This is a genomic window from Corynebacterium sp. S7 (genome assembly GCF_054401105.1).
Genome location: NZ_CM136760.1, coordinates 1,490,439 through 1,513,541, shown reverse-complemented (window position 1 = coordinate 1,513,541; position 23,103 = coordinate 1,490,439). Strand labels below are relative to the sequence as shown.

Here is a 23,103-nt window from a genome sequence, read left to right as displayed (position 1 = left end):
CACTACTATGACCCCCGGTAGGCCACACCCCAGAAGTTCAGGATCTCGTTCGTGGCCATGTCCGAATCCAAACCGGAGTTGTCACTTGGGTGCCCCGGCCACACATGTCCGCCGGTTCCCACTCGGATATGTTCAAGCGGGGCGTCGCAATCTTGGTAGGTGGACTTGACGGCAGTGGGTCCAAACTGGGAGAGAATTACCTCGCCGCTGCAGTGGTTTCGTCGTGAAGCTTCGCTTAACATCTCCGGCACCGACGTGTACTCGGTTTCGTGGCGCACGCCTCCGTCGTACTCGATGACTCCGTCTGCGGTGCCGTGGATATCGATGTGCTTCATCGGGATCTGAGAGCACCCGTCGGAGACTCGCCAATAATAGGCGGCGGAGACTGTGGCGATTGCAGTGAACTGCTGTGGCCGCTGGCAGCCCAAATAGGCTGCGAAGCCACCGCCGTTGGACAATCCTGCGGCGAAGACCCGGGCGGGATCCACGGTGTAGCGCGATTCAACGTCCTTGCGGATCGCATCCACAAAGGCAATGTCTTCCTCGCCTGAGGTTTTGGCGTAGGGCGCAGGTGCCCAAGCCTGCTCGAAACCATTCGGATACACGACGATGGCGTTCGCCTTGTCGAAATGCGAGTAATCCCGGATTGTGCTGGCGTACTCATTCAATCCATGGAAGACGAAAATAAGGGGGACTTCTTCCCCGTTGAGCGCGGCTGGAGGTGCCGATATCCAGTAGTTTCTGCTCTTATCGCCAACTTGGATGGTTTCGTTGCTAGTCCGTGGCTCACCGATCATCTCGGTGGTTGGGGCCGCAGCTTGAGGCTCGAGCGTGACCTCGCTTGCAGGCGGAGCTGTGTCCTCCTCCTCCGTTGCACTGCAGCTTGACGCGACTAGCGAAATTGCTGCTGCCAGTGCGGTGACAATGCGGGTCTGCACACTCACTCCGGGTTTCGTCCTTCCTGCCATGCCTGCCACATCTGGGCGTATGCGCCGTTGAGCTCGACCAGCTCATCGTGGGAACCGCATTCGATAATACGTCCATTATCCATAACAATCACTTCATCAGCTACGCGAGCTTGATCCAATCGGTGCGCCACGACGAGCGCTGCGCGATCCCGGGCGACGGTGGCTGCCGCTTGCTCAAGATTTCCAGCATTTCGCGAACCAGCCTCAGCGGTTGCTTCATCCATGATCACAACGGCTGGATCCAGAAGCAGGATTCGAGCCAGCGCCAATTGTTGGGCCTCGAAAGGTTCAAGTTGGAAGCCTTGCGCGCCAACGACAGTGTCTAATCCTTCGGGTAGGTCCTCGAACCAGTCGGCGCCGACTTCCTCAAGTGCCTGCAGCAGCTCCTCATCGGTGGCATCTGGGGTGGCAAGCGAGAGGTCGTCGCGAAGCGTGCCGGAAAAGACATAGACCTCCTGGGACACCATCGCGATTCGTGCCACGCGTTCGTCGTCGGAAAGCTTGTGTACCTCGACGCCATCGACCAAAACTTGGCCTTTTGTGGGTATGCGCAGGCCGGAAGCGAGCGAGGCGACGGTGGTCTTGCCTGCGCCAGAGGCGCCGACCAGAGCGACGGTCTCACCTGGAGCGATGGACAAGTTGACGTCTTCGACAGCGAGGTGTTTTCCTTCCTCGTCATAGGCGAAGCTCACGTCGATCAGATCAACCTGGCCGGTGATTTCAGGTGCGCCAATGTCGGGTATTTGCTCCGGCGGATGCGCAGTTACGCCGACGATTCGGGCAAGCGAGGCGTAACCGGATTGCAACGTGTCGAGGATGCGCATCAACCCCATGATCGGGCCACGGACGCGGATCAACATCAGCATTGCTGCCGTCACTGCGCCGACGGTCAGGGCTCCGGAGTTGACTGTAATGAAGCCAACAATCAGGCCGGTGCTGAGCATGAGCACCTCGCCTACCGAGATCCAGATCTGCAGCGTGATCATAGTGGTACGCGCCTTGAATCCGTTTTTCACTACGGCGAGGGAGGATTCCTCGATGTGGTTGTGAGTCTCCTCTTCCATCCGGAACGCCCGCACGGTCGCGCGTCCGTGGATGGCTTCCAAGATGCGACGGGCACGCTCGGCCATGCTTGCCCGCTCGGCTGCGTAGCGCTCCGGTGCCACGTTCAGATACCTTCGTGCCGCAATGATGTACACCGGCGCAGCCACCAAGGGAACAAGGAGGAATTGCCAATCCATGCTGGTCAGCGCAATCGCGGTTGCCACGAGAGTGAATGCGCTGGATGCCAGGACCGGGATGGATTCGGTGACGGCCGTGGACAATTCGGCCACGTCGTCGGTTGAGCGCGAGACTAAGTCGCCAGAGCCCGCCTCCTCGACGCGGTGCACGGGGAGGCCAAGGGCGGTTCCCACCATCGACTCGCGCAGGTTGGCAATCACTCGCTCAGCAATGCGCGAGACAAGGAAGAATCCCAATGCGCTGGCCCCGGCCGACACGAATGCGGCGACGACCAGCCAGCCCGCAGCCTCCCACAACGACCGAGCCGTGCCATTATTAATCACGATATCGACGACCGAACCAAGGATCTGTGGCACCAATACGTTCGCGTATGCACCGACGCTGAGCAGAATCAGCGCCCAGATGCTCTGCGATCGCGCGTTCGGCACGACCTTGAGCTGCTCGCCTAGTTCATGGCGGACCTCACCAAAAGTAGCTAGTGGGAACTTCATGCCTGCTCCACCACCTCTGCCACTCGCAGCCAGGCCGGCTGTTCTGTGTAAATCACCGTCGGCCTTCCACTGCGCTCGGCGGCAACACGTTCGGTGATTATTTGCTCGGTGATCGAGTCAACCGCAGTTGTCGGATCCTGCAGCACTAAGACCTCCGGGTCGGAAGCGATGGCCCTTGCCAGTGCAACACGCTGGCGCTGACCGCCTGAGAGCTGCCCGCCATTTTCGCCGACCTCCTTTTCTAATCCGCCGGGGATATCCTCAGCGGCGGCAACCCACAACGCGTGCTGGGCGATCTCAGGATCAGGGTGCACGTTGTCCTGCACGGTGCCCGAAAATAGCTCGGCTGAGTGCGGCGACACAACGACTCTGTCCCGCGGCGCCGTAAGTAATTCATCGGGGGCCTCTCCAGTATTGACCGTGATTCCTGCGGCTAGGGCGGGAACGGCAGTAGCTTCGTCGTCAAGCGAATAATCTGCTCCCAGGATCTTGCGAATGCGCGCTCCCGATGCCTGCGCCGACGCCCAGCGCGACGCGATGTTTTTGCCCAGCATGGTCATTGGCTGGATGATGAACTGCGTCAATCCGACCACTGTGATCAGTTCGCCGATCGAGATCGTGCCGTTCAGCGCCATAAAGCCCGCGGCGATACCAACGGCGACGACATAGAGCGAACCCGTTGCCTCGGTCACAGTATTTAACTTCGCCTGTGCCGCATTCGCGTCAACGGTGCGCTCGTAGGCCTCGTTCGACACTGCGTTATAGCGCTCGCGCACAGTGCTCACCGCGCCGAGGCCCTTGAGAGTGCGCAGGCCTTGCACAACATCGGTCGCCATCGCAGCGGTTGCGGCCAGTGCCCTTTGACGTTTACTCGATGCCTTGCGCAGGGGCGTCGCCGAATAAAGCGCGATGGCCACCACAATTGGCCCGCCCACCAGTACCGCGATGCCGAGGAGAACATTGATGGCCATCATCATCACGCCGACGTAAATAATCGACACGACCTCGGCCACGGGAAACACCGTCATCATCACGGCATCCGCAACTCGTTGCGTATCCGACGAAGCTATCGACAGCAACTCGCCCGCCGTCCGCTTCTTACCCGCGATTCCGCGCGGATGCATCACGCGATCTGTCACAGCCATGCGTAGATCGTGACCCACCCACAGCGTCGCGCTAATCAGCAGCCTGCGCCCGTAAAACGCCACAATAATATTGACCACATATGTGGCCACGAGAACGCCAATCCACATAATCAGCCGATCGAGCGCTCCGCTGGCAATCGCGTCATCGATGGCCCGCCCAACAATCACTGGAGTTAACCCGTTGCACACGAATGCGGTAGCCATCAAGATCGCGGCGGGAACCGTACTGCGCCAGCGCGAGGTGACCGTTTTAATCAGCCACCGAGGGTCATCGGGGGCAGGCAAATTACTCATGTGGGCATATCATACGGGTAAATTGACTAACCATGAATCCTACCGGCAGCCTCTCCCGACCCGCGAGTCAAAAGGCCGCTCCCACATTTCGCGATGCCGCGCATCGGGCGGATTCCGCAGCAGCATTTCGTCGTGGAGCGGACGTCTACGACGACGTGCGGCCCACCTATCCGCCCGAGGTCGCATCGCTTATCGACGATTGCTCCCGCATCGCCGACATCGGAGCCGGCACCGGCAAGTTGACCTCTACCCTGCTCCGACCCGGCCGGACAGTTTTCGCCAGCGACCCCTCACCCGACATGACCCGTGTCCTCGCCGAGTCCTACCCCTCCGTGCACGTCTGGCGTGCGACCGCCGAAAACACCGCGCTGCGCACCGCGTCTGTTGATGCATTGGCCTGCGCCCAGACCTGGCACTGGGTAGACACTCGAGCCGCCTCCGCAGAGGCCGACCGCGTGATCGCGCCGGGCGGCAAGCTCCTGCTTGTCTGGAACACCCTCGACGTTTCACATCCGTGGATCCTCCGCCTCGCCCGGATTATGCGCTCCGGCGACATCCAACGTGAGGGCTTCTATCCCGAAGTCAGCCCCCCTTGGGTGCTTCACGACGAGTTCCGCATGCGCTGGATCCAGCACCTCACCACCGACCAGGTGTATGCACTGTCCCAGACACGCTCCTCCTGGTTGCGAGCTTCTGCCGAGGTCCGCGACCGCATGAAGGAGAACCTGCGGTGGTACCTCTTCGATCGCCTCGAGTTTCAGCCCGGGCAGCTTTTACCTATCCCGTATCGCACCGAGGCCTTTGTGTACACGCGCGATTAGTCTCTGGGGTGTGGGGTTGTGTGGGTCGGCTTGATTCGGTCTGGTGGGCTTCATGGGCTTGCGCAGAAAAAGTCCGCACTGCGGACTATAAGGCGATAGATACACCGGCACCCGCCTACTGACGGTCGTTTACTGCCGTGCCCTATTAGGGGCTCGTCATCGGCCAGTGTTCCCACAAAAAGTCCGCACTGCGGACTATAAGGCGACAGGTATACCGGCTCGGGATCCAACCTTTCGACAGTTCCTCGCTAGGTCACATCTCCACAACGAGCGGTAACCACCGGTACCAAAAAAGTCCGCACGGCGGACTATAAGGCGATAGATATGTTGCCTCAGGAGCCGGTTACTCACTGTTTCCTCACCGAGCTATTTCTGTGCTGCATGGTCGGCCTGCGCTGAAAAAGTCCGCACTGCGGACTATAAGGCGACAGGTATACCGCTAGCCAGTTGACCGACTAGCCCTACCATCGACAAAGGGGCCCAATATCGCCCAGGGGGCTAAAGTCCGCGATCCGGATTGTATGGAGGCAAATGATTTTAAAAATTCTTTCGCACAACTGTTCCATTCTTGGAACAAATGTTCTAAGCTGTTTATAGACGGAAAACACCGACATTCTTGCAACTCGTCGTCAAGCACGGCGCACCGGGGGCGTTACAACCATGTCTTACATTGATTTTCTTAATACCCAATCGGATGACGAAATAGTTCGCGAAGTTGAGCGAACAAATATCCAAGCACGCAATGCAAAGGCTGAACTCCTTATTTCGATTGCCCAATTTCATAAACGAGACCTCGCTAAAGAAAAAGGCGCAAAATCTACAAGTGCGTGGCTCATGCGGGTTTATGGGATCAGCAAGCAGACGGCCTCGGAATACATAAACGTTGGTACGGGCCTACTTGAATTCAATGAAGCCGCAGAGAGTCTCCATTCGGGGGAAATTAGTTACTCTGCATTGCGCTTGATCTTGAAGTACATGACGCTTGAAAATGAATCGTCTTTGCTTGATCTCGCACGTGGTTTAACGCTCCCAGAATTAAGGCTTGCCCTTGGCGGGCTTGACCCCGCAGAAGACTCGGAGCCGCAATCAGATAGGTTTACCTATCACGTAGACGATGATGGTCGAGTAGTCGGATCATTCAATCTCAATCCGATCGACGGGGCGAATTTTCTCGCCGCTATAAAAATTGGGGAGCTCTCGTTTAAAGAAGACTTCGGAGGACTATCCGACGATGATTTCAGCGACGACGAAGCCGTTGACCAAGCTTACGATGATATTGAACATCCTGACCCATCACGGTTCGGCCTAACCCCTAGTGCTAATAAATTGCTTGGCCTTCGCGGTTTGCTGAACATTGCTAGATCACAACCGATTCAATGTAAACGCGCACCTGGTGCCCAAATCAATGTCACGATGACAACCGACGGCCATGCTTTCCTACCCTTCCAGCCTGGGGCACCGAACCGTCTTCTCGTAGGAATGATTGAAAATGGGTTCTTCAAACTTGATCTAACAGACGAAAACGGGATTGTCGTCAATAGGGGTCGTACTCGGCGCATAGCAACTGATCATCAAGCCGACAGTGCCCTCGAACAATCTCGAAGGCAGTGCGGTATGCCAGGTTGTAACAACTGCAACTTCATAGAGATTCACCACCTCACGGAATGGTCCGAAGGTGGTGCCACTGACATGGACAATCTCATCGCGCTCTGTTCGTCCTGCCACACGATGGTGACTATGGGACTAATCAGGATTGAAAAGGATGGCGCTGACATACACTTCTATTTCCCCGACGACAGTTGGTATACATCACACAAGCGCCAACCAGCGCGCATTCGTCGTGAGGCGACTCCAACCGCCGGTCCGAAGAAGACTATGAACTTCCTGTTCCCTGGAAACTCTTTCGACGACGATGCCCTAGAATTTGCCGGTGACCCGGCATGACTCTAGGCCTCGAACAAAGTCGACATTCGAAAGACTCAGCTTTTCAAGCGTTAGTGCTTCCGCCCTCGGCGTTCACGTACGCGCACCGCAATGCGAACTGGAGTGCCATGGTAGCCGAACTGCTCACGGAACTTACGCTCCAGATAGCGGCGGTACCCAGCCTCGAGGAACCCCGTGGTGAACAACACGATTGTTGGAGGTCGAGTCGAAGCCATCGTGGCAAACAGCAAACGAGGAAGACGGTTGTTGTTCATCGGCGGAGGGTTTGCAGCGATCGCTTCACGCAGCCAGTTGTTCAGCTGGCCTGTGGAGATGCGACGATCCCAGTTGTCCAGTGCCTCAATCATAGCTGGCTCAAGCTTGTGCAAAGCACGGCCGGACTCAGCGGAAATATTGATCTTCGAAACCCATGGCAAGCGGTCGATCTGCTCCTCGAGTTCTCGGTCGAAGAAGTATCGGCGGTCCTCGTCCATCAGGTCCCATTTGTTAAAGGCGATGACGAGTGCCTTACCGGCTTCGAGAACCATGGACAACACTCGCTGATCCTGCTCCGTGATCTCCTGCGAAGCGTCGATCACAACAACGCAGACCTCTGCGGCCTCGATGACGTTGCGGGTACGCAGCGATGCATAGTACTCGTGGCCCTGAGCAGTCTTAACCTTACGGCGCAGACCTGCGGTATCAATAAATTGCCACACGCGCTCGTCAAGCTGGATCATTTCGTCGACTGGGTCAACCGTAGTACCAGCAACATTGTCCACAACCGAACGATCGGACTTAGACAACTTGTTCAAAAGGCTGGACTTACCAACGTTTGGCTTGCCAACAAGCGCCACGCGGCGTGGACCATCAGTGATCGAATTTGCGGAGCGAGGGACCTCAGGGAATTGGCGAAGGACCTCATCAAGAACGTCCGCGCCACCACGGCCGTGCAATGCGGAAACTGGCCAAGGGTCGCCGAGACCGAGTCCATAGAACTCAGCCACATCGGCCCACTGGTTATCCGACTCAAACTTGTTCGCCACCAAGATGACCGGTACTTCCGAGCGCTGCAGTTCGTGCGCCATCGCTGCATCGGATTCAGTAATGCCCACATGCGAGTCGACCACGAAAATGATCACGTCCGCGGTCTGCATTGCAGCCTCGGACTGGCGCGCGATAGCTGCGTGGATACCTTTCGCATCTGGGTCCCAGCCGCCGGTGTCCTGGACCCAGAAGCGTCGCCCGCCCCAGTCCGCGAGGTAGCTGACACGGTCACGGGTTACGCCTGGGTGGTCCTCGACAACAGCTTCACGACGACCCAAGAAGCGATTAACCAGGGTGGACTTGCCCACATTTGGTCGCCCGACAATAGCTACGGTGGGCAAAGCCTCCTCGACCATGCCGGGATCAAGGATACCGAGCTGCTCGTCAACTTCCTGCCACTGTTCTTCAGTGAGATCCTCGAAGTCTGTGTCTTCGTCAAATTCGAAGTCAAACTGATCTTCGTCGAAGTCGTCGGCTGCCCAGCCACCGCCCGGGTTTTCTACGATTTCGTCGGTGTAGGCCTTGTCGGCGTCAACTTCTTCCCCACCGCCGAATGCATAGACGAAGCTAGTTTCTTCATCAGAATGATTGTGCTTATCGGTCATTTCGCGCTCTTTTCAATCAAGGCGATCAGACGTTCCAGTACTTCGTCGATCGGCATTGTGGAAGTATCAATCACCTCTGCGTCATCCGCAGGGCGCAATGGAGAGGTCGCACGGGAGGAATCGAGTTCATCACGGCGTTGGACATCTGCCAATACAGTGTCAAAATCGGCTTCACGCCCAGCTGCCACGTCCTGGTCGAAGCGACGCTGTGCGCGGATTTCAGCGCTAGCGGTGAGAAAAGCCTTGGCTGGTGCGTCTTTAAGGACAACCGTGCCAATGTCGCGGCCTTCGACGATCGCGCGGTGCGCATCAATGGCAAGCTTGCGCTGTAGCGCAACCATGTTCTCGCGAACCTCTGGAATAGCGGATACGGCCGAGACGTTGCGGGTCACTTCGGCACCCCGGATTTCAGCGGAGACATCCTCGCCGGCAAGAAGCACCTCGGTGGAATCTGGATCGTCTGAAACTTCGAGTGGCAGACTATCGGTTGCTTCGATTACCGCAGCCGTATCAGAGGGGTCAATTCCAGCTCGCAGTACCGCGAGAGTGGCTACGCGGTACATGGCGCCAGTGTCGACGTATTTGGCATCGAGGCGTTTCGCCAGTTCGCGGCACGTGGTGGATTTGCCAGTACCGGATGGTCCGTCCACGGCAAGAATCAGTCCGCCGTTTGGCATATTGGACAGACTCACATCCCCACCACCTTGTACAGCGAGGTCAGCTCGGATGAATTCAGCGCACGCATGGTACCTGGTTTCTGCTCGCCGAGCTGCACAGTGTGGAGCTTGGTTCGCACGAGGCGCTGGACGGGGAAGCCAGCCTCCTTGAGCATGCGACGAACGATGTGCTTGCGGCCTTCGTGCAACTCAAGGCGAATCAGGGACTGGCCCTGGTGCACGTCAATGATCTGTGCGAAGTCAACCTTTGCGGTACCGTCGTCGAGCTCAATGCCGTTCTTCAGCTCGCGCACGAGGTTGTTCTTCGCCTCGCCGAGCACGGTTGCCAGGTAGGTCTTCGAGACTTCGTACTTCGGGTGCATGAGGCGGTTAGACAGCTCGCCGTCGTTGGTGAGCAGCAGCAAGCCTTCCGTGTCGGCGTCAAGGCGACCAACATGGAAAAGGCGCTGACCGGAGAAGGTCTTCTCGGAGAGGTAGTCGCCCACGCAAGGACGTCCCATCTCGTCGCTCATTGTCGTGTGCACGCCACGAGGCTTGTTGAACACGAAGTACTCAAGTTCCTCGTTGACGTTAATGCGCACGCCATCGACGCGGATGATGTCTACGTTGGGGTTTACACGCACGCCTTGCTTGCGAACGATCTGGCCGTTGACCTCGACTTGACCTTTTTCGATCATGATCTCGGCGTGGCGCCTGGAAGCGACGCCAGCTTGTGCCAGTACTTTTTGGAGGCGAACGCCTTGGGGTTTGTCGTCGTCCCACCAGTTGTCTTCGAGTGGGTTCTTTTCGGCATTTTCTCGACGCTGATTGATATCAACGTTCTGGTGACGCGCCGGTTTCGCGTTGGAGAGAAAGATTCCGTCTTCCTTCTTTGGAAGCTTCTTCTCTGGGTCCGGTGTGCCTTCTCGGCGAGCGGGAGGGGTCACTTTACGTGTCCTTAATCTAGTATGCGATTTTCAACGTGCGCAATCTTACCAGTCTTCGTCGATAGAATCGATATCCGGAAGCAGCGGCGCGAGGTCGGGCAGCCGCTCGAGCGAGTCGATGCCCAAGAGTTCGAGGAATAATTCCGTGGTCACGTACTTGTGCGCGCCCGTGGATTCGTCCGGCTCAACCTCACTGATCAGCCCACGCAAAGTCAACGTCCGCATCACACCATCAACATTGACACCACGCACACCAGCAACCTGCGCGCGCGTCACTGGCTGGCGATACGCCACCACCGCGAGAGTCTCCATGGCTGCCCGGGACAAACGCGATTGAGTGCCATCGAGCAAAAACTTCTCCACTGCCGCGGCATTCTCAGGCCGCGTGTACAACCGCCAGCCCTCCTCAGTCTCGCGCAGGTCGATGCCGGAGCCACGCGATGTCAGCTCGGTGGCAATGTCACGCAAGTGCTTATCGACGACGCCCTCTTCTGCATCCAACGCCGCAGCCAGAGTGCTCACCGTGGTGGGAGTGTCGATGACCAGCAGGATCGACTCTATCTGGCTGCGCAACTGCGAGATCATCTAGGCTTCTCCGACAGCAACTGGGTAACCCGAGTCCGGCCGACCCCAATCCGACCATGAGCCTTCATACACAACTAAGTCGTTGCGTCCTGCGCGTTTCGCGGCAAAAGCAGTCACACAAGCAGTGACTCCCGAGCCACAGGAAAATGCGAGGTGATCCTCCGGGAAGATATCAGCGAGCTCGGCGGGACTCTTGAAGGTACCGTCCTCGTTGTACAGCGAGGTAAACGGAACGTTACGCGAGCCCGGAATGTGGCCTGCCCGCAACCCTGGACGGGGCTCTTGCTCCGCGGCCGTGAAACGGCCGTGCGACCGTGCGTCCACCACTGTCCGTGTGGTATCTGCGACCTGGGGCGCGTCGATAAGCAAATCCCAGCGTGGTGCAGCGGTGATGGTGCCGGTCGAAGTTGGAGTGGCGGGCGAGGCGAGCTCTCCCCCAGCGGCGACCCAGGCGCGGAGCCCGCCGTCAAGGATTGCGACCTTGTCGAGGCCCGCGACGCGTGCGAGCCACCAGACGCGCGGGGCGGTGGCGCCGTCGGAATCGTAGACCACGACGGGGGTGTCGTCGCTGACTCCATAGGACTCGAAAACCTGTTGGATTCCGGCGGGAACGGTGTGCGGCAAGGGGTTGGAAGGATCCGAGAAGTCCTTTTCAAGGTCTGCGACGAAGGCTCCCGGAATCACCTGGCTAGGTGCGTTGGGGCCCATGGAGGCATGGAAAACGACTGGGTTTTCTAAACTCTTGAAGTCCTCGATGGTGAGCAAATTATCCATGGTTTCTAAGTGTAGCGAGAGAATTTGTTACCCCCGCAAAATTTCTTCTTAAATGAAGTTTCGCAAGGTAAGAACACCTCACATGAATTACTCAGGTGTGATTGCGAAGAAAAGTAAAGAATTTCTAACCACCAAGAACGTGATCGCAGTAACATGCCGTTATGGCACAGATCACACGTACCGACCGCCTAATCCTCATTCCTTTGTCAGAGGACCAAGCCGCGGAGGCATTTCGCGTCTACGCAGACGCACGCATTTGGACACATCGGCCATGGGCTGTCCACACCGATGAGGAAACTACTCGTAACCTAATCAAGCGCACCCAGAAGTCTTGGGAGGAATTCGATCTCGGGCCATGGGGCATCTACCTGCGAGAACGACCATCAGAGTTCATCGGCGTCGGCGGTGCCGAGGTGGTCGACGGCCAAGTGTGGGACGTGAAATACCGTCTCCGCTCGGACCAATGGGGCCACGGCTACGCCACCGAAATCGCCGAGGCGGCAATCAAGGCGGCAGCGAAGAAGCATCCAGAGCTTCCGGTTACTGCTCGCATCACGACGAATCACCCGGCCAGCGGCCACGTCGTTGAAAAACTCGGGCTAAGAAGCGTCTGGGAAGGCCGACGCGTTGGCACAGAAAACAACCCCGATGAACCCGACGTGCGTATCTACGCTGATCGCGAGCTCCCAGAACCAGCAATCTCGATGCTGCGAGCCCGCCCTTAAGTCCAATTAGAAGCCGCTACTACCGCTGGGTCCACGTCAAGTCCCGTCCATGAGACTTCGAGTGGGCCCAGCGCTTCTTCCTGCTCAGTCTCCACTGCTCTAGCCTTGTACAGCTCCAACAAAGCAAGGAACCTGCCGACGACTTCCATCGAACGAGTGCAGTCGCGGGTCAAAGAGGAAAACGACATCCACTTGTTTGGGCCGACAACCTTGAGCGTGTCCAAGATTTTTCCCGCCTGCTGGGGCACCGAAACCTCCACCTGGTGGATGTGATCAATGCCAACGCGCTCTGGTGCCTTCGGACGAAACACGCTCGCTGCTAGGTGGGCAAACGTTTCAGGAGTGTGGCCGAGACGCACCGGGGGCAAGAGATCCGCGAAACGTGGCTCGATGGATACGGCTCGCGGATAACGCCGGGCAGCCTTGCGCTGCCATTCCACGAAGAGGTCCGCCACTTGTTGGTAGGCCTTGTATTGGAGCAGCCGGGCAAAAAGCAGGTCCCTCGATTCCAGCAATTCGAGGTCCTCAGCACTTTCCACGTCGCCGCGAGGGACGAGGCGTGCGGCTTTCAAGTCAAGCAGGGTCGCGGCGACGACGAGAAACTCCGTTACCTCGTCGAGTTTGGCCTGGTCCCCGAGCATGCGGGTGTACGCAATGAATTCGTCGGTCACCTCAGCCAGAGCCACTTCCGTGACGTCGAGCTTCTTGGCACTGATCAACTGTAAAAGCAGATCAAACGGACCCTCGAAGTTATTTAGGACAAGATTGAAACCGGTGATCTCAGGCTGTGTCACTTACACCGTCCGTTCGATGACCTCAAGGGCTAGGTTGCGATACTGCTGGGCACCCTGGGAGTTAGGAGCCCAGGTAAGGATTGGCTCGCCGGCGACGGACGTTTCGGGGAAGCGCACGGTGCGAGTGATCACGGTGTCGAAGACTCGATCGCCAAAGACTTCGACTACGCGGTCCATGACTTCGCGCGCGTGGGTCGTACGACGGTCAAACATGGTGACTAGGATGCCGATGATTTCAAGATCGAAGTTGATTCGGTCCCTAACCTTTTCCACTGTGTCGGTGAGCAGTGCCAGGCCACGCAGGGAGAAATACTCGCACTCCATCGGAATGATCACGCCGTCGGAGCAAGCAAGCGAGTTCACAGTAAGAAGGCCAAGGGAGGGCTGGCAGTCAATGATGATGTAGTCATAATCGCCGCGGACAGGGCGCAGCGCACGACCCAGAACTTGCTCGCGGCCAACTTCATTGACCAACTGAATCTCAGCGGCAGAAAGATCAATGTTGGCGGGCACGAGATCGAGCCCGGAAACATTGGTGTGGCGAATAGCCCCGTGCACGCTGGCAGTATTGTCCAGCATTAGGTCATAGACCGTGATCGCGTCTTCTTCTTGATTCACCCCAAGGCCAGCGGACAGCGCGCCTTGTGGGTCCAGGTCAACGAGCAGGACTTTACGCCCCTGCTCTGCCAGGGCTGCTCCAAGGTTGATCGACGAGGTGGTCTTTCCTACTCCGCCCTTCTGATTCACCATGGAGATGATGCGGGCTGGACCATGCTTCTCCAAAGGTGCGGGTTGTGGAAGCTCGCGAACCGGGCGCCCAGTCAGGCCAACCGGCGCATCCGGAGCTTCCTTCGCCTCGGTAGCGTCGAACAGTCCGTCTTTGCTCACCGTCATACCTTCTTCCTTGACTCCGGGGCCTGTAAAGTCCACGAGTCTTAGCTTACATGCGTGTCATTTCCTATGTTAGCGACTCTGCTGCTTAGAGAAACAACGACACAGCCTTGAACTGCGCAAGTTTAACGCCGCCCACGCCATACGAGAAGGCCCGCAAGCACCAACACTAACGCAATGGCCCCTCCGACGGTCCACCACACCGATGAGGATTGCTGATTGGCAGCCGCACTTTCAGAATCCTGCGCCACCGACGTACTAGTTGCGGTGATGATGGCATAGAACTCGGCAACAGAATCATCGCGCACAACCTCCATGATGAACGGGTCGTCCGGGTTCTGGCCTTCCGGATAAGTCAACGTAATTGAGCGTTCAGCGACCTTGATGTCACGCTCGACGCCTTTGATTATCTGGCCATTGCTGTCTAGATAGCGCAGTTTCACGCCGTCGCGCGAAGCGTTGACCAGCGGCATGACATCGGACACCTGATTAAGAGGTAGCCGGACTCGAAGAACATTACCCTCGATAACGCCGTCAAGGTAAAGTTTCTTCGCTTGACTTGAGTCGACCGCAGAGGCGGTTTGCCGAGCGGGAGCCGGATCCGCAGGAGCAAAAGCCGCCGAGCCCTCCGCCACCAACGTGATCGTCGCCGAGTAGCCAGCGGCCGAAGCCGGGACACTGATCTGGGAACCCGGCTCGTTCGGGGCAGTCACCGTCACGCTGGTGCCGGAAGAAGAAACGCTCCAGCCAGCGCCGGAATAGGCAGCATCGACGGGAACGCCGAGGTCGACCGTCGTGGTCGTTCCCGCGGGCACCGGCACGGTCGATGGAATCATCGATTGCACCATCGCGGGATCCAGTCCCGAGAGCCCCGACGCCACCGGCACAGACATTCCCAGCAACGCTGCAGCAGTGGCAACACCAGCGATCAATGAACGGACTCGCACTCTCAGCGCCTTTCGGTAATGGTATTAACTTTCAGCCATGAATCCTACAGTGCTAAAACCTACCTCAAGTCGCCTAAGCCCGCGGATGAGCCATTTTCCACCCCTCGCGGAGGTTATCTGCCGTGATGTGCGTGTAAATTTGCGTCGTTGTCACCGAAGAATGTCCCAACAGCTCCTGAATTGTACGAACATCGGCGCCGCCCTCTCGCAGGTGCGTGGCATAGGAATGGCGCAGCGTGTGTGGCGAAATTTCCTTCTTAATCCCCGCCCGCTCAGCAGCATTTTTGATGATCGTCCACGCGCTTTGCCGCGAAAGCGAGCCCCCGCGCGAATTCAGAAACAAGGCGTGAGACTTGCCCTTAGAAAACATCGGACGACCCCGCACCAGATAAGCATCCACGGCCTCACGCGCCAGCGAACCAATCGGGACAATACGCTGCTTATTTCCTTTGCCCGTAATAGTGATGATGCCGTCGTTGTTGGTCACGTCGTCGACAAGCAATGCTAGCGCCTCCGACACGCGCGCGCCCGTGCCGTAAAGAACCTCCAACAGTGCCTTGTCGCGCAGGCCGATGGGGTCGGTGGTGGGGGTCGCGTCGAGAAGCGAGGTCACCTCAGCCACCGTCAACGTGTCCGGCAGGTGCATGCCGGGAGAGGGCGGCGAGACATCCGCTGCCACATCCGCCACAACATGCCCCTCAGACACAGCAAATTTGTGCAGGCCGCGGGCGACAACAAGAGCACGGCTTGCCGACGAGCTCGCCAGCGGTTTCGCCCCATCGACACCGCGGCGCAGGTCTTGCAGATACGCCTCGACGTCAGAGGTAGTGACCTGGCCAAGATCGTGCTTGCCCGCGCGATCCAGCCAGGTGAGGTAGCGTTCCACGTCTCGTCGATAATTGCTTAACGTATTATCCGACAACCCGCGCTCGACGGCGAGGTGGTTGAGCCATTCCCGGGCAATCTCCCGGGCGTTCACCGGACCTTCTTCATGTCGGGGACAATGCCCTGTGCTTGACGACGATCCGCCATCGAGCTCGGGCGGAGCTCGAACGGGGTGTCGGCGTTTCGGGTTTCGTGGCGTCCCGCGACAACCTCGGAGGCAGTCATAATCCCGGCCAGCGCGATCGAATTGGCGACCTTGCCCACCATCACGGCGTCGACGGCTTCGTGGAGGGGAACCCAGGAAAATTCCATGTCGGCCTCCTCCTCGGTTGCCTCGGGGCGTGGGACTTCGCGGAGATCTTGGGCAAGGAAAATCCGCACGGTTTCCTCGCAGAAACCCGGAGAAGAGACAATGTCGGTGAGCAGCGACCAGGAATCAGCGGCTAGGCCGGCTTCTTCCTCGAGCTCGCGGCGCGCGCAATCGACGGGGTCCTCGCCGGCGATATCCAAAATTCCGGCGGGCAGCTCCCACAGACGCTGGCCCACGCTGTGGCGGTACTGCTTGACCATGGCAATGCGGTTTTGCTCGTCCAAAGCAATGACAGCCACCGCACCGAAATGCTCGACGATCTGGCGCTTCGCCGTGCCACCACCTGGCATGGTGACGGTGTCTTCGCGCACCGCAATAATTGGTGCGTCAACGAGCATTTCGGAATTGGTCACTTCAAAGTTGTGGCGAGTCATGCCCTACAATCTACTCCCGGCCACGCGCCACTGCTGCACCAACAAGGCCATCGAAAAGCGGATGCGCGCGCGTAGGACGGGACTTATATTCGGGGTGCGCCTGGGTGGCCACGAAGTACGGGTGCACCTCGCGTGGGTATTCAACAAATTCCACGAGCGAGCCATCTGGGCTGGTACCCGAGAACACCAGACCCGAGCCTGCTGCGATCTGCTCAAGGTAGGCAGGGTTGACCTCGAAACGGTGGCGATGGCGCTCGGAAACTTCCGTGGTGCCGTAGACCGAGGCCACAACCGAACCTTCCTGGAGCACTGCCGGGTAGGCGCCCAGGCGCATCGTGCCACCAAGGTCTCCGGTGCCGGCCACGGCCTCGCGCTGCTCTGCCATCGTGGAGATCACGGGCGTGGAGGTCTCTGGGTCGAATTCGGTGGAGGTGGCCTCCGGCAGCCCAGAGCGCTTAGCCGCCTCAATTACCACGCACTGCAGGCCCAGGCAGATGCCTAAGAAAGGCACCTGATTCTCGCGCGCGTATGCGATGGTGGCCAGCTTGCCGTGGATGCCACGGCCACCGAAACCACCGGGAACAACAATCGCGTCGAGGTGGCCGAGCATCTCGGCGGCGTTGTCAGAAGTCACTTCCTCGGTGGCGATCCATTCGATGACAGTGTTTCGTCGATAAGCGAACCCTGCCGCACGAATTGCCTCCGCGACGGACAAGTAAGCGTCGTGCAGCTCGACGTACTTGCCCAAAATGCCGACGGTGAGCTCGCCCTCAGGGTGATCGACGCGGTCGGTGAGGTCGTGCCACGCCGAAAGGTCGGCCTCGCCGCCACCAAGATTAAGACGCTTCACGACGAAGTCATCCAGGCCCTCGGCGTGGAGGACATCAGGGATCTGGTAAATCGAGGACGCATCGGGACAAGAAACAACGCCGTCGAGGTCAACGTCGCAGAAATTCGCGATCTTGTCCTTAATACCTGCGGTAATGGGATGGTCGCTGCGTAACACGATGACGTCTGGCTGGATACCGATGGACCGCAGCTCGGCAACCGAGTGCTGGGTTGGCTTCGTCTTCAGCTCGCCGGAGGGAGCGATATAGGGAACCAAGGAGCAGTGCAGGAACATGATGCGATCGCGGCCAATGTCGCGGCGCAGCTGGCGCACGGCCTCGAGGAAAGGCTGCGATTCGATGTCGCCGACCGTGCCACCGATCTCGATGAGAGCTACATCGGCTTTGTCGTCGGCCATCGCAAGCACGCGCGCCTTGATTTCGTCGGTGATGTGCGGAATGACCTGCACTGTCTTGCCCAAGAAGCCACCGTGGCGCTCCTTAGCAATCACGCTGGAGTAGACGCGGCCGGTGGTGACGTTTGCGTTCTGGGTCAGGCTGCGATCCAGAAATCGCTCGTAGTGGCCGAGATCCAGATCTGTCTCTGCCCCATCGTCGGTGACGAACACTTCCCCGTGTTCATAAGGATTCATGGTGCCCGGATCGACGTTGAGATACGGATCCAGCTTCTGCATGGTGACGGTGATCCCGCGCAAAATGAGCAATCGGCCCAAGGATGCTGCGGTGAGGCCCTTGCCTAGCGACGACACAACGCCACCGGTGACCACGATAAATTTGGTTTCTGATGTGGTTTCCATCAGGTGCCTCCCGTAAGTAGGTATGTGAAAAACTTACGGACCCTCAGTCTACAACCACTAGCCTATCAATTGACAGTTAAAAACATACGATGTGATGCAGCTCACTCATTGCGGGCGGGCATCACTGCCGTTGCACTCTCAGCTACACCATAGGCACCAACGCCACCATCAAATCGTTCCTGCATGGCAAGTACGGTGGCAACCTGCGCCCAGGTGCGCTCCACCGAGTCAACCGTGGAGACATCTGTGGTGCCGGCTTCGCGCAGCCGTGCAATCGTGCCCTCGCCTGCTGCCGCGGACTCCCCGCCCGCTGCCACAACCGCATCGCCGCGGGTGCTCAAGGCGGTAGCAAAATCGGCCAGGACGGAAGCCGCATGATCCGACTCGCCTTCGCCGGTGAGCACAACAGCGCCCTGAGCTGGGAGGATCGTGCCGTCTTGATAGTCAATAAAGCCCTGCTCCCGCAGGGTCTGCAGCACGAGCGCACGATCTTCAACGCTAGCGAGCGGTTCACCTGTGGCAGGGTCATACATCAGCGCAGAGCCCAGCGACTCGCCGGCGTGAATGCCCGGGTTCAGGTTGTTTTCCGAAAGCTGCGCGCCTGCCGGCAGCGTATTCGAGATCAGCGACATGAGTTCGTCGGTTGAGTTCTGGTCAAAGAACTTCTCGGTCAACGTAATCTGCCCTGAGCTCAGCGCGCCTGCCTGATCCAGCAGGCCAGTCAGAGCATCCACGCTTCCCGGGGTCGCGGAAGAGGACGCAATTAGCACTATCGGACGGTCGGTCAGGGTGTTCGCGACCATCTCGTTGCTGGAACCGGCAACGAGCTCGTCGGCTGCATTAGCTTGTGCCTCCGCGGCTTGCGCTTGGCTTTGATCCACTGCTTGGGGTTGCTGAGCTGCAGGTGTGCCACCAATATTCATTGCCGGGGCAATGACCATAGTGCCCAGTGCTACGCCTACCGCCACACCAAATCCAAGACCTGTGACTACCCAGCCGCCCTTACCGGCTGCGCCTCGTCGTTTAGCCATTGTGTTGTCCTCCCTCCTGAAAAACCCGATTAACTATTTGAACAAGCCCTGAAACGCCAGGGCGATGTTGTTCCACGTGTGAATCAGGTTGTCTAAGAACGCGGCGTCGCCGCCTAGACCAACAATGAGGATGATCGCAGCAACTGCCACAAGCACGGCGAAGAGAGCCCATGCCCACGCGACACCCCGGCCCGAACTTACGTGGTAGAGGTCCTCGATGATCTTGGAATCGACAAGGCTTGCACCACCCTTCAAGCGAGTAAGCATAGAGGCTGGGCCCGCTGACTCGTGGCCGGCGAAGATCGCATCCAGGTCGACGCTGTTGCCAACGGTGACAATCATCTGCGCGTCATGGAAAACTGCCAGCAGCACTGCCAAGTCCATCGGCGAATCCAGTGCCGACGGGAAAGTCATTGCGCCCACGCCCAAGTCCTGGATGCGCTCAAGGCCAACCGCATGCCCGTCAGGGTCCGCTGGCAAAATCACCCGGGCGCCGCTGCGCAGGCTGTCGCTGGAGACATCGTTGGGATCGCTAACAATATAGTTCGGCTTATACCCCATCTCCACCAAGGTATCGGTCGCCTGAGAGACACCGATGATAATCGGGTCATACTCGCGGATGAAGTTGCGCAGGTTGCCCACGCTCTCCCGATGACCGTCTGCAGGCGAGACAACCAGCACTTTCTTGTCCGCCATCTCGTTGCCCAGATCGGGAACGCCTACCCCATCAATGAGCAGCGGGGCCTCGGAGTGAATGAACTCGATGGTGTTTCCGAAGTAGGCCTCCATGTGGTCCACGAGGTGGGTCTGCGCCTCGGCGAAATTATTGTCGGCGGCCTCGCGATCAACCACGGTGCCCCGGCCAGCAGGCTTGTTGCTAACGTAGATCTCACCGTCTTCGGTAACAGTGCACTTCTTGCCACCGCGGATGGCGTCGCGCGCCTCCGCGTCGACGTCCTCAATAAGCAAAATACCCGCATCAAGCAGCATGTGCGGGCCAAAATTGGGCACCGAGCCCGTGGAAAATTGCGAGAGGTTAATTACCGCGGCCGGCTGTGCGTCGACAAGCAATTGTGCTTCCCTGCGCGACAGGTCAGGCGAATTAATCACGGCAATATCGCCGACATTGAGGCGCTTGAAGCCCTTTCCTTTGGCTTCCGCCGTGCAATCGCGCAACGTACCTTGCAGACCTGGTTGGTCGTCAGTGCGGGAGAAGATGCTACTCATGCCCGCTATTGTTGCCGGTAACTCGCCTCAAGTGGCGAAGGCACGCGGAGAATTATTGCCTCATATTTGAGACTTCAGCCTGCGCACGACTGAGCAACTCCTGCGCATGGGCACGGCCAGTATCAGTATCGTCGAGGCCAGCCATCATCCGCGCGAGTTCTTCGACGCGCTCTTCGCCTTCGAGCGTGGACACCCCCGAGGTCACCGAGGTGTCCCCCACATTCTTCGATACGTGCAAATGTGTATCGGCATACGCCGCCACCTGTGCTAAGTGTGTCACCACAATGACCTGATTGTGTGTGGCCAGCCTGGCCAACCTACGCCCAATCTCTACCGCGGCACGCCCGCCCACACCTGCATCGACCTCATCAAACACCAGCGTCGTGCCCGTCGACGTCGACGACAAGATCACCTCCAGCGCCAACATCACGCGCGAAAGCTCACCACCGGACGCACTCGACGCGAGCGGCTTCGCCTCCATCGCGTCGTTGGGGGCAAGGCGCAGCTCGACGGCGTCAGCACCGTCACGGCCGTATTTTTGCTTATCGACGACCACCTCTAACCTTGCCTTCGGCATAGCCAGACCGTGCAGCTCTTTCGTCACGGCTGCAGCCAAAGCCTTCGCCGCTTTCTTCCTCGCCTTGGTCAGCGTTGCAGCCTTGGCCACCATGTCTTTTTCGGCAGCCGAGGCCTGCTTCTTTAGCTCCTCAAGAGCCTCGGACGAGGTGTCAATCTTGGACAAGCGCTGCTGCGCCTTATCCCGAAAGTCCACCACACCCGCAGCATCCGATGCGTATTTCTTCGTCAGGGACTTTAGATCCTGCTGGCGCTGCAAAAGTGCCTCAAGGCCAGCCGGATCGCTCGGCAGATCCGAGAGGTAACTACCCAGATCGCCGGCGACTTCCGCGAGAATGCTCGATGCCTCAGAAACGCGGGTTCCTAGGTCCTGGAGCTCCTTGTCGCTGGAGTGAGTCAGCGCGCTTTCGGCTGCACCCACCAGCGAGGATGCCGATTGTTCGTCGCCGTAATCGTCATTGCCGTCGATGGATCCGAGGGCCGTTTGCGCTGCTTCGCGCAGTGCATCGACATCTTGCAGCCGCCTGATATCGGCCAGCAGCTGTTCGTCTTCTCCTGGTTCGGGTTTGACGGCATCGATCTCGTCGATAGCGAATTGTAAGCGGTCCACCTCTTGGGCCAATTCTCTGCGCTTTTCCGTGCGCTCCTTCAAATCCCGTGCAAGCTCACGCCAGCGCAGATAGGCCTCACGGTAGGTGGCTTTCAGATCCCCGAGGGAAGGCTCGAACCGATCCAAGGCGGCCAACTGTTCTTCGGGGGCCAGCAAACGCAGCTGATCGTTTTGGCCGTGGATAGTAAGCAGACGAGAGGAAAAATCAGCCAAGGTGGATGCGGGAACGCTGCGCCCGGCCAGGTGCGCCCGCGAGCGACCCGAGGACTTCACCGAGCGTGAGGCCAAGTACTCGCCGTTCTCGTCTGGGCTGCCCCCGGCCTCGTCGACGATCCTGCGGACCTCAGCCTGGTCCGCTTCCGGCAGCTGTGCAGTACTAAAAGAGCCATCGACGACGGCTTGGTCCGCGCCGGTACGCACCCGAGAGGCATCCGCTCGCCCGCCGGTGAGCAAGCGCAGACCCGTAACTACCATCGTTTTACCGGCGCCGGTTTCACCAGTGAGGACGGTGAGGCCTTCGTGGAGTTCCGCAGAGGCCTTGGGAATCACGCCGAGGTTCTCAATGGAAATATCTACAAGCACGCTACGAGCCTACTTCTGCGTGGCAGGTCCGCGCCAGCCCGAAACGGGAAGGCGGAACTTTTGTACGAGGCGGTCGGTAAAGGTTGAATCGTCGAGACGCACCCACTTCACAGCGCGCTTGCCCCGCACCACTTCCGTCCGAGAGCCTGGAGGCATGGCGATCGGGCGGAAGCCGTCCATGATCACCATTGCCGGCGACGTGGTCGGGCGCGATTCCACTGCCACCATCGAGTTTGGCGAGACTACCAGTGGTTTTGCGAAGAGGGTGTGGGCGTTGTTGGGCACCACAAGGATAGCGTCCAACGACGGCCACATCACGGGGCCGCCGGCAGAAAAAGCGTAGGCGGTGGAGCCGGTCGGCGTAGAAATGAGTACACCATCGCAACCGAAGGAAGAGACGGGACGCTCATCGACTTCAAGGATCGCGTCAAGGACACCGCGACGGTTCAAGTTTTCCACGCTGACCTCGTTGAGGGCCCAACCCGTGTCAATGATATTGCCGTCACCATCAAAGACCGTGCTGTCGATGGTCATGCGCTCCTCGACGCGGTAGGACTTATCAATCACGCGGCCAATGGCAAGTTCGAGGCTTTCCGCCTCACCTTCGGCCAAGAAGCCAACATGGCCCAGGTTGATGCCCAGAACCGGAATGTCTTGTGCATGCGCAAGGTCGGCTGCGCGCAAGAATGTGCCGTCTCCGCCAAGGACAAGCACGAGCTCGCAGCCCTCGGCTGCTGTTGGCGAATGTGGGACGGTGGCCAAACTTGCCAAAGAGGGGTGAGCATTGACGGGACGCATGTCGTTTTGCTCCAAGATCCGCAACTTGATCCCCGCGCCAGTGATCAATTCTGCTGCACGCGCTGCCGCGGAAATATTTCCAGAGCGCGTCGTGTGCGGAACAAGAAGAATTTCACGCTGCGCGCCAGCACCTCGATGTTGAGTCATAGA

The 23,103-nt window shown here is 58.6% G+C and carries 21 protein-coding genes; 3 read left to right on the top strand and 18 right to left on the bottom strand.

What is annotated here, in order from left to right; genetic code table 11:
• Positions 1-5: 5 nt before the first annotated feature.
• The 3 genes from ACXZ66_RS07260 to ACXZ66_RS07250 are packed head-to-tail and all read right to left on the bottom strand — an operon-like array spanning position 6 to position 4,140.
• On the bottom strand, positions 6-944 hold the full coding sequence (locus ACXZ66_RS07260) for a CE1 family esterase (RefSeq protein WP_458747761.1): 939 nt from the start codon (positions 942-944) through the stop codon (positions 6-8).
• Positions 941-2,701: an ABC transporter ATP-binding protein gene (locus ACXZ66_RS07255; protein WP_458747760.1), complete on the bottom strand. Its 1,761-nt coding sequence runs from the start codon at positions 2,699-2,701 to the stop codon at positions 941-943. Before ACXZ66_RS07255 ends, ACXZ66_RS07260 begins: the two co-directional genes overlap by 4 nt.
• Entirely contained in the window at positions 2,698-4,140 is a 1,443-nt protein-coding gene (locus tag ACXZ66_RS07250) for an ABC transporter transmembrane domain-containing protein (RefSeq protein WP_458747759.1), read from the bottom strand. Before ACXZ66_RS07250 ends, ACXZ66_RS07255 begins: the two co-directional genes overlap by 4 nt.
• Positions 4,141-4,172: 32 nt before the next feature.
• Here ACXZ66_RS07250 and ACXZ66_RS07245 point away from each other — a divergent pair, with 32 nt between their 5' ends.
• Both ACXZ66_RS07245 and ACXZ66_RS07240 read left to right on the top strand, forming a co-directional pair.
• The gene (locus ACXZ66_RS07245) at positions 4,173-4,961 is read left to right on the top strand and encodes a class I SAM-dependent methyltransferase (RefSeq protein WP_458747758.1); all 789 of its coding nucleotides are present in this window, start codon (positions 4,173-4,175) and stop codon (positions 4,959-4,961) included.
• A gap of 660 nt (positions 4,962-5,621) precedes the next feature.
• Positions 5,622-6,905, top strand: coding sequence for an HNH endonuclease signature motif containing protein (locus ACXZ66_RS07240; RefSeq protein ID WP_458747757.1), 1,284 nt, complete (start codon positions 5,622-5,624; stop codon positions 6,903-6,905).
• A gap of 50 nt (positions 6,906-6,955) precedes the next feature.
• On the opposite strand, the gene der is transcribed toward ACXZ66_RS07240, so the two are convergent.
• The 5 genes from der to ACXZ66_RS07215 are packed head-to-tail and all read right to left on the bottom strand — an operon-like array spanning position 6,956 to position 11,498.
• Entirely contained in the window at positions 6,956-8,536 is a 1,581-nt protein-coding gene (der, locus tag ACXZ66_RS07235; RefSeq protein WP_458747755.1) for a ribosome biogenesis GTPase Der, read from the bottom strand.
• Entirely contained in the window at positions 8,533-9,228 is a 696-nt protein-coding gene (gene cmk / locus ACXZ66_RS07230; RefSeq protein WP_458747754.1) for a (d)CMP kinase, read from the bottom strand. The genes der and cmk overlap by 4 nt, the downstream gene beginning before the upstream one ends.
• Entirely contained in the window at positions 9,225-10,139 is a 915-nt protein-coding gene (locus ACXZ66_RS07225) for a pseudouridine synthase (RefSeq protein WP_458747753.1), read from the bottom strand. The genes cmk and ACXZ66_RS07225 overlap by 4 nt, the downstream gene beginning before the upstream one ends.
• 45 nt (positions 10,140-10,184) lie before the next feature.
• Positions 10,185-10,724 carry an SMC-Scp complex subunit ScpB gene (scpB, locus tag ACXZ66_RS07220; protein ID WP_458747752.1) on the bottom strand — a complete coding sequence of 180 codons (540 nt, stop codon included), beginning with the start codon at positions 10,722-10,724 and terminating at the stop codon, positions 10,185-10,187.
• Positions 10,725-11,498 (bottom strand): sulfurtransferase, encoded by a 774-nt coding sequence (locus ACXZ66_RS07215; protein ID WP_458747751.1) that lies wholly within the window; start codon positions 11,496-11,498, stop codon positions 10,725-10,727.
• Positions 11,499-11,659: 161 nt separating this feature from the next.
• Between ACXZ66_RS07215 and ACXZ66_RS07210 the strand changes: the two genes are divergently transcribed.
• Positions 11,660-12,223: a GNAT family N-acetyltransferase gene (locus ACXZ66_RS07210; protein ID WP_458747750.1), complete on the top strand. Its 564-nt coding sequence runs from the start codon at positions 11,660-11,662 to the stop codon at positions 12,221-12,223.
• Here the strand turns inward: ACXZ66_RS07210 and ACXZ66_RS07205 are convergent.
• From ACXZ66_RS07205 to ACXZ66_RS07160, 10 genes are all read right to left on the bottom strand, one after another.
• Positions 12,220-13,017 carry a segregation and condensation protein A gene (locus ACXZ66_RS07205; RefSeq protein WP_458747749.1) on the bottom strand — a complete coding sequence of 266 codons (798 nt, stop codon included), beginning with the start codon at positions 13,015-13,017 and terminating at the stop codon, positions 12,220-12,222. The genes ACXZ66_RS07210 and ACXZ66_RS07205 overlap by 4 nt on opposite strands.
• The gene (locus tag ACXZ66_RS07200) at positions 13,018-13,905 is read right to left on the bottom strand and encodes a ParA family protein (protein ID WP_458751317.1); all 888 of its coding nucleotides are present in this window, start codon (positions 13,903-13,905) and stop codon (positions 13,018-13,020) included.
• Positions 13,906-14,033: 128 nt separating this feature from the next.
• Positions 14,034-14,855, bottom strand: coding sequence for a hypothetical protein (locus ACXZ66_RS07195; protein WP_458747747.1), 822 nt, complete (start codon positions 14,853-14,855; stop codon positions 14,034-14,036).
• Between the two features lie 73 nt (positions 14,856-14,928).
• Complete coding sequence (gene xerD / locus ACXZ66_RS07190) at positions 14,929-15,834, bottom strand: site-specific tyrosine recombinase XerD (protein WP_458747746.1); 906 nt, start codon at positions 15,832-15,834, stop codon at positions 14,929-14,931.
• On the bottom strand, positions 15,831-16,484 hold the full coding sequence (locus tag ACXZ66_RS07185; RefSeq protein ID WP_458747744.1) for an NUDIX domain-containing protein: 654 nt from the start codon (positions 16,482-16,484) through the stop codon (positions 15,831-15,833). The genes xerD and ACXZ66_RS07185 overlap by 4 nt, the downstream gene beginning before the upstream one ends.
• Before the next feature lie 10 nt (positions 16,485-16,494).
• Complete coding sequence (locus ACXZ66_RS07180; RefSeq protein ID WP_458747742.1) at positions 16,495-18,129, bottom strand: CTP synthase; 1,635 nt, start codon at positions 18,127-18,129, stop codon at positions 16,495-16,497.
• A 101-nt stretch (positions 18,130-18,230) separates the two neighbouring features.
• A complete protein-coding gene (locus ACXZ66_RS07175; RefSeq protein ID WP_458747741.1) occupies positions 18,231-19,160 on the bottom strand; it encodes a copper transporter in 930 nt (309 codons plus the stop codon).
• 33 nt (positions 19,161-19,193) lie between these two features.
• Positions 19,194-20,387, bottom strand: coding sequence for a putative cytokinetic ring protein SteA (gene steA / locus ACXZ66_RS07170; RefSeq protein WP_458747740.1), 1,194 nt, complete (start codon positions 20,385-20,387; stop codon positions 19,194-19,196).
• Positions 20,388-20,439: 52 nt separating this feature from the next.
• Positions 20,440-22,155, bottom strand: coding sequence for a DNA repair protein RecN (recN, locus tag ACXZ66_RS07165; protein WP_458747739.1), 1,716 nt, complete (start codon positions 22,153-22,155; stop codon positions 20,440-20,442).
• 9 nt (positions 22,156-22,164) lie between these two features.
• Entirely contained in the window at positions 22,165-23,100 is a 936-nt protein-coding gene (locus tag ACXZ66_RS07160; protein ID WP_458747737.1) for an NAD kinase, read from the bottom strand.
• Between the last annotated feature and the right edge of the window lie 3 nt (positions 23,101-23,103).

Excerpts from the sequence above, each read along its gene's own strand:
- ACXZ66_RS07255 (WP_458747760.1), bottom strand. The coding sequence starts at position 2,701 with ATGAAGTTCCCACTAGCTACTTTTGGTGAGGTCCGCCATGAACTAGGC.
- ACXZ66_RS07250 (WP_458747759.1), bottom strand. The coding sequence starts at position 4,140 with ATGAGTAATTTGCCTGCCCCCGATGACCCTCGGTGGCTGATTAAAACG.
- ACXZ66_RS07245 (WP_458747758.1), top strand. The coding sequence starts at position 4,173 with ATGAATCCTACCGGCAGCCTCTCCCGACCCGCGAGTCAAAAGGCCGCT.
- ACXZ66_RS07240 (WP_458747757.1), top strand. The coding sequence starts at position 5,622 with ATGTCTTACATTGATTTTCTTAATACCCAATCGGATGACGAAATAGTT.
- der (WP_458747755.1), bottom strand. The coding sequence starts at position 8,536 with ATGACCGATAAGCACAATCATTCTGATGAAGAAACTAGCTTCGTCTAT.
- scpB (WP_458747752.1), bottom strand. The coding sequence starts at position 10,724 with ATGATCTCGCAGTTGCGCAGCCAGATAGAGTCGATCCTGCTGGTCATC.
- ACXZ66_RS07215 (WP_458747751.1), bottom strand. The coding sequence starts at position 11,498 with ATGGATAATTTGCTCACCATCGAGGACTTCAAGAGTTTAGAAAACCCA.
- ACXZ66_RS07210 (WP_458747750.1), top strand. The coding sequence starts at position 11,660 with ATGGCACAGATCACACGTACCGACCGCCTAATCCTCATTCCTTTGTCA.
- ACXZ66_RS07185 (WP_458747744.1), bottom strand. The coding sequence starts at position 16,484 with ATGACTCGCCACAACTTTGAAGTGACCAATTCCGAAATGCTCGTTGAC.
- ACXZ66_RS07180 (WP_458747742.1), bottom strand. The coding sequence starts at position 18,129 with ATGGAAACCACATCAGAAACCAAATTTATCGTGGTCACCGGTGGCGTT.
- ACXZ66_RS07175 (WP_458747741.1), bottom strand. The coding sequence starts at position 19,160 with ATGGCTAAACGACGAGGCGCAGCCGGTAAGGGCGGCTGGGTAGTCACA.
- steA (WP_458747740.1), bottom strand. The coding sequence starts at position 20,387 with ATGAGTAGCATCTTCTCCCGCACTGACGACCAACCAGGTCTGCAAGGT.
- ACXZ66_RS07160 (WP_458747737.1), bottom strand. The coding sequence starts at position 23,100 with ATGACTCAACATCGAGGTGCTGGCGCGCAGCGTGAAATTCTTCTTGTT.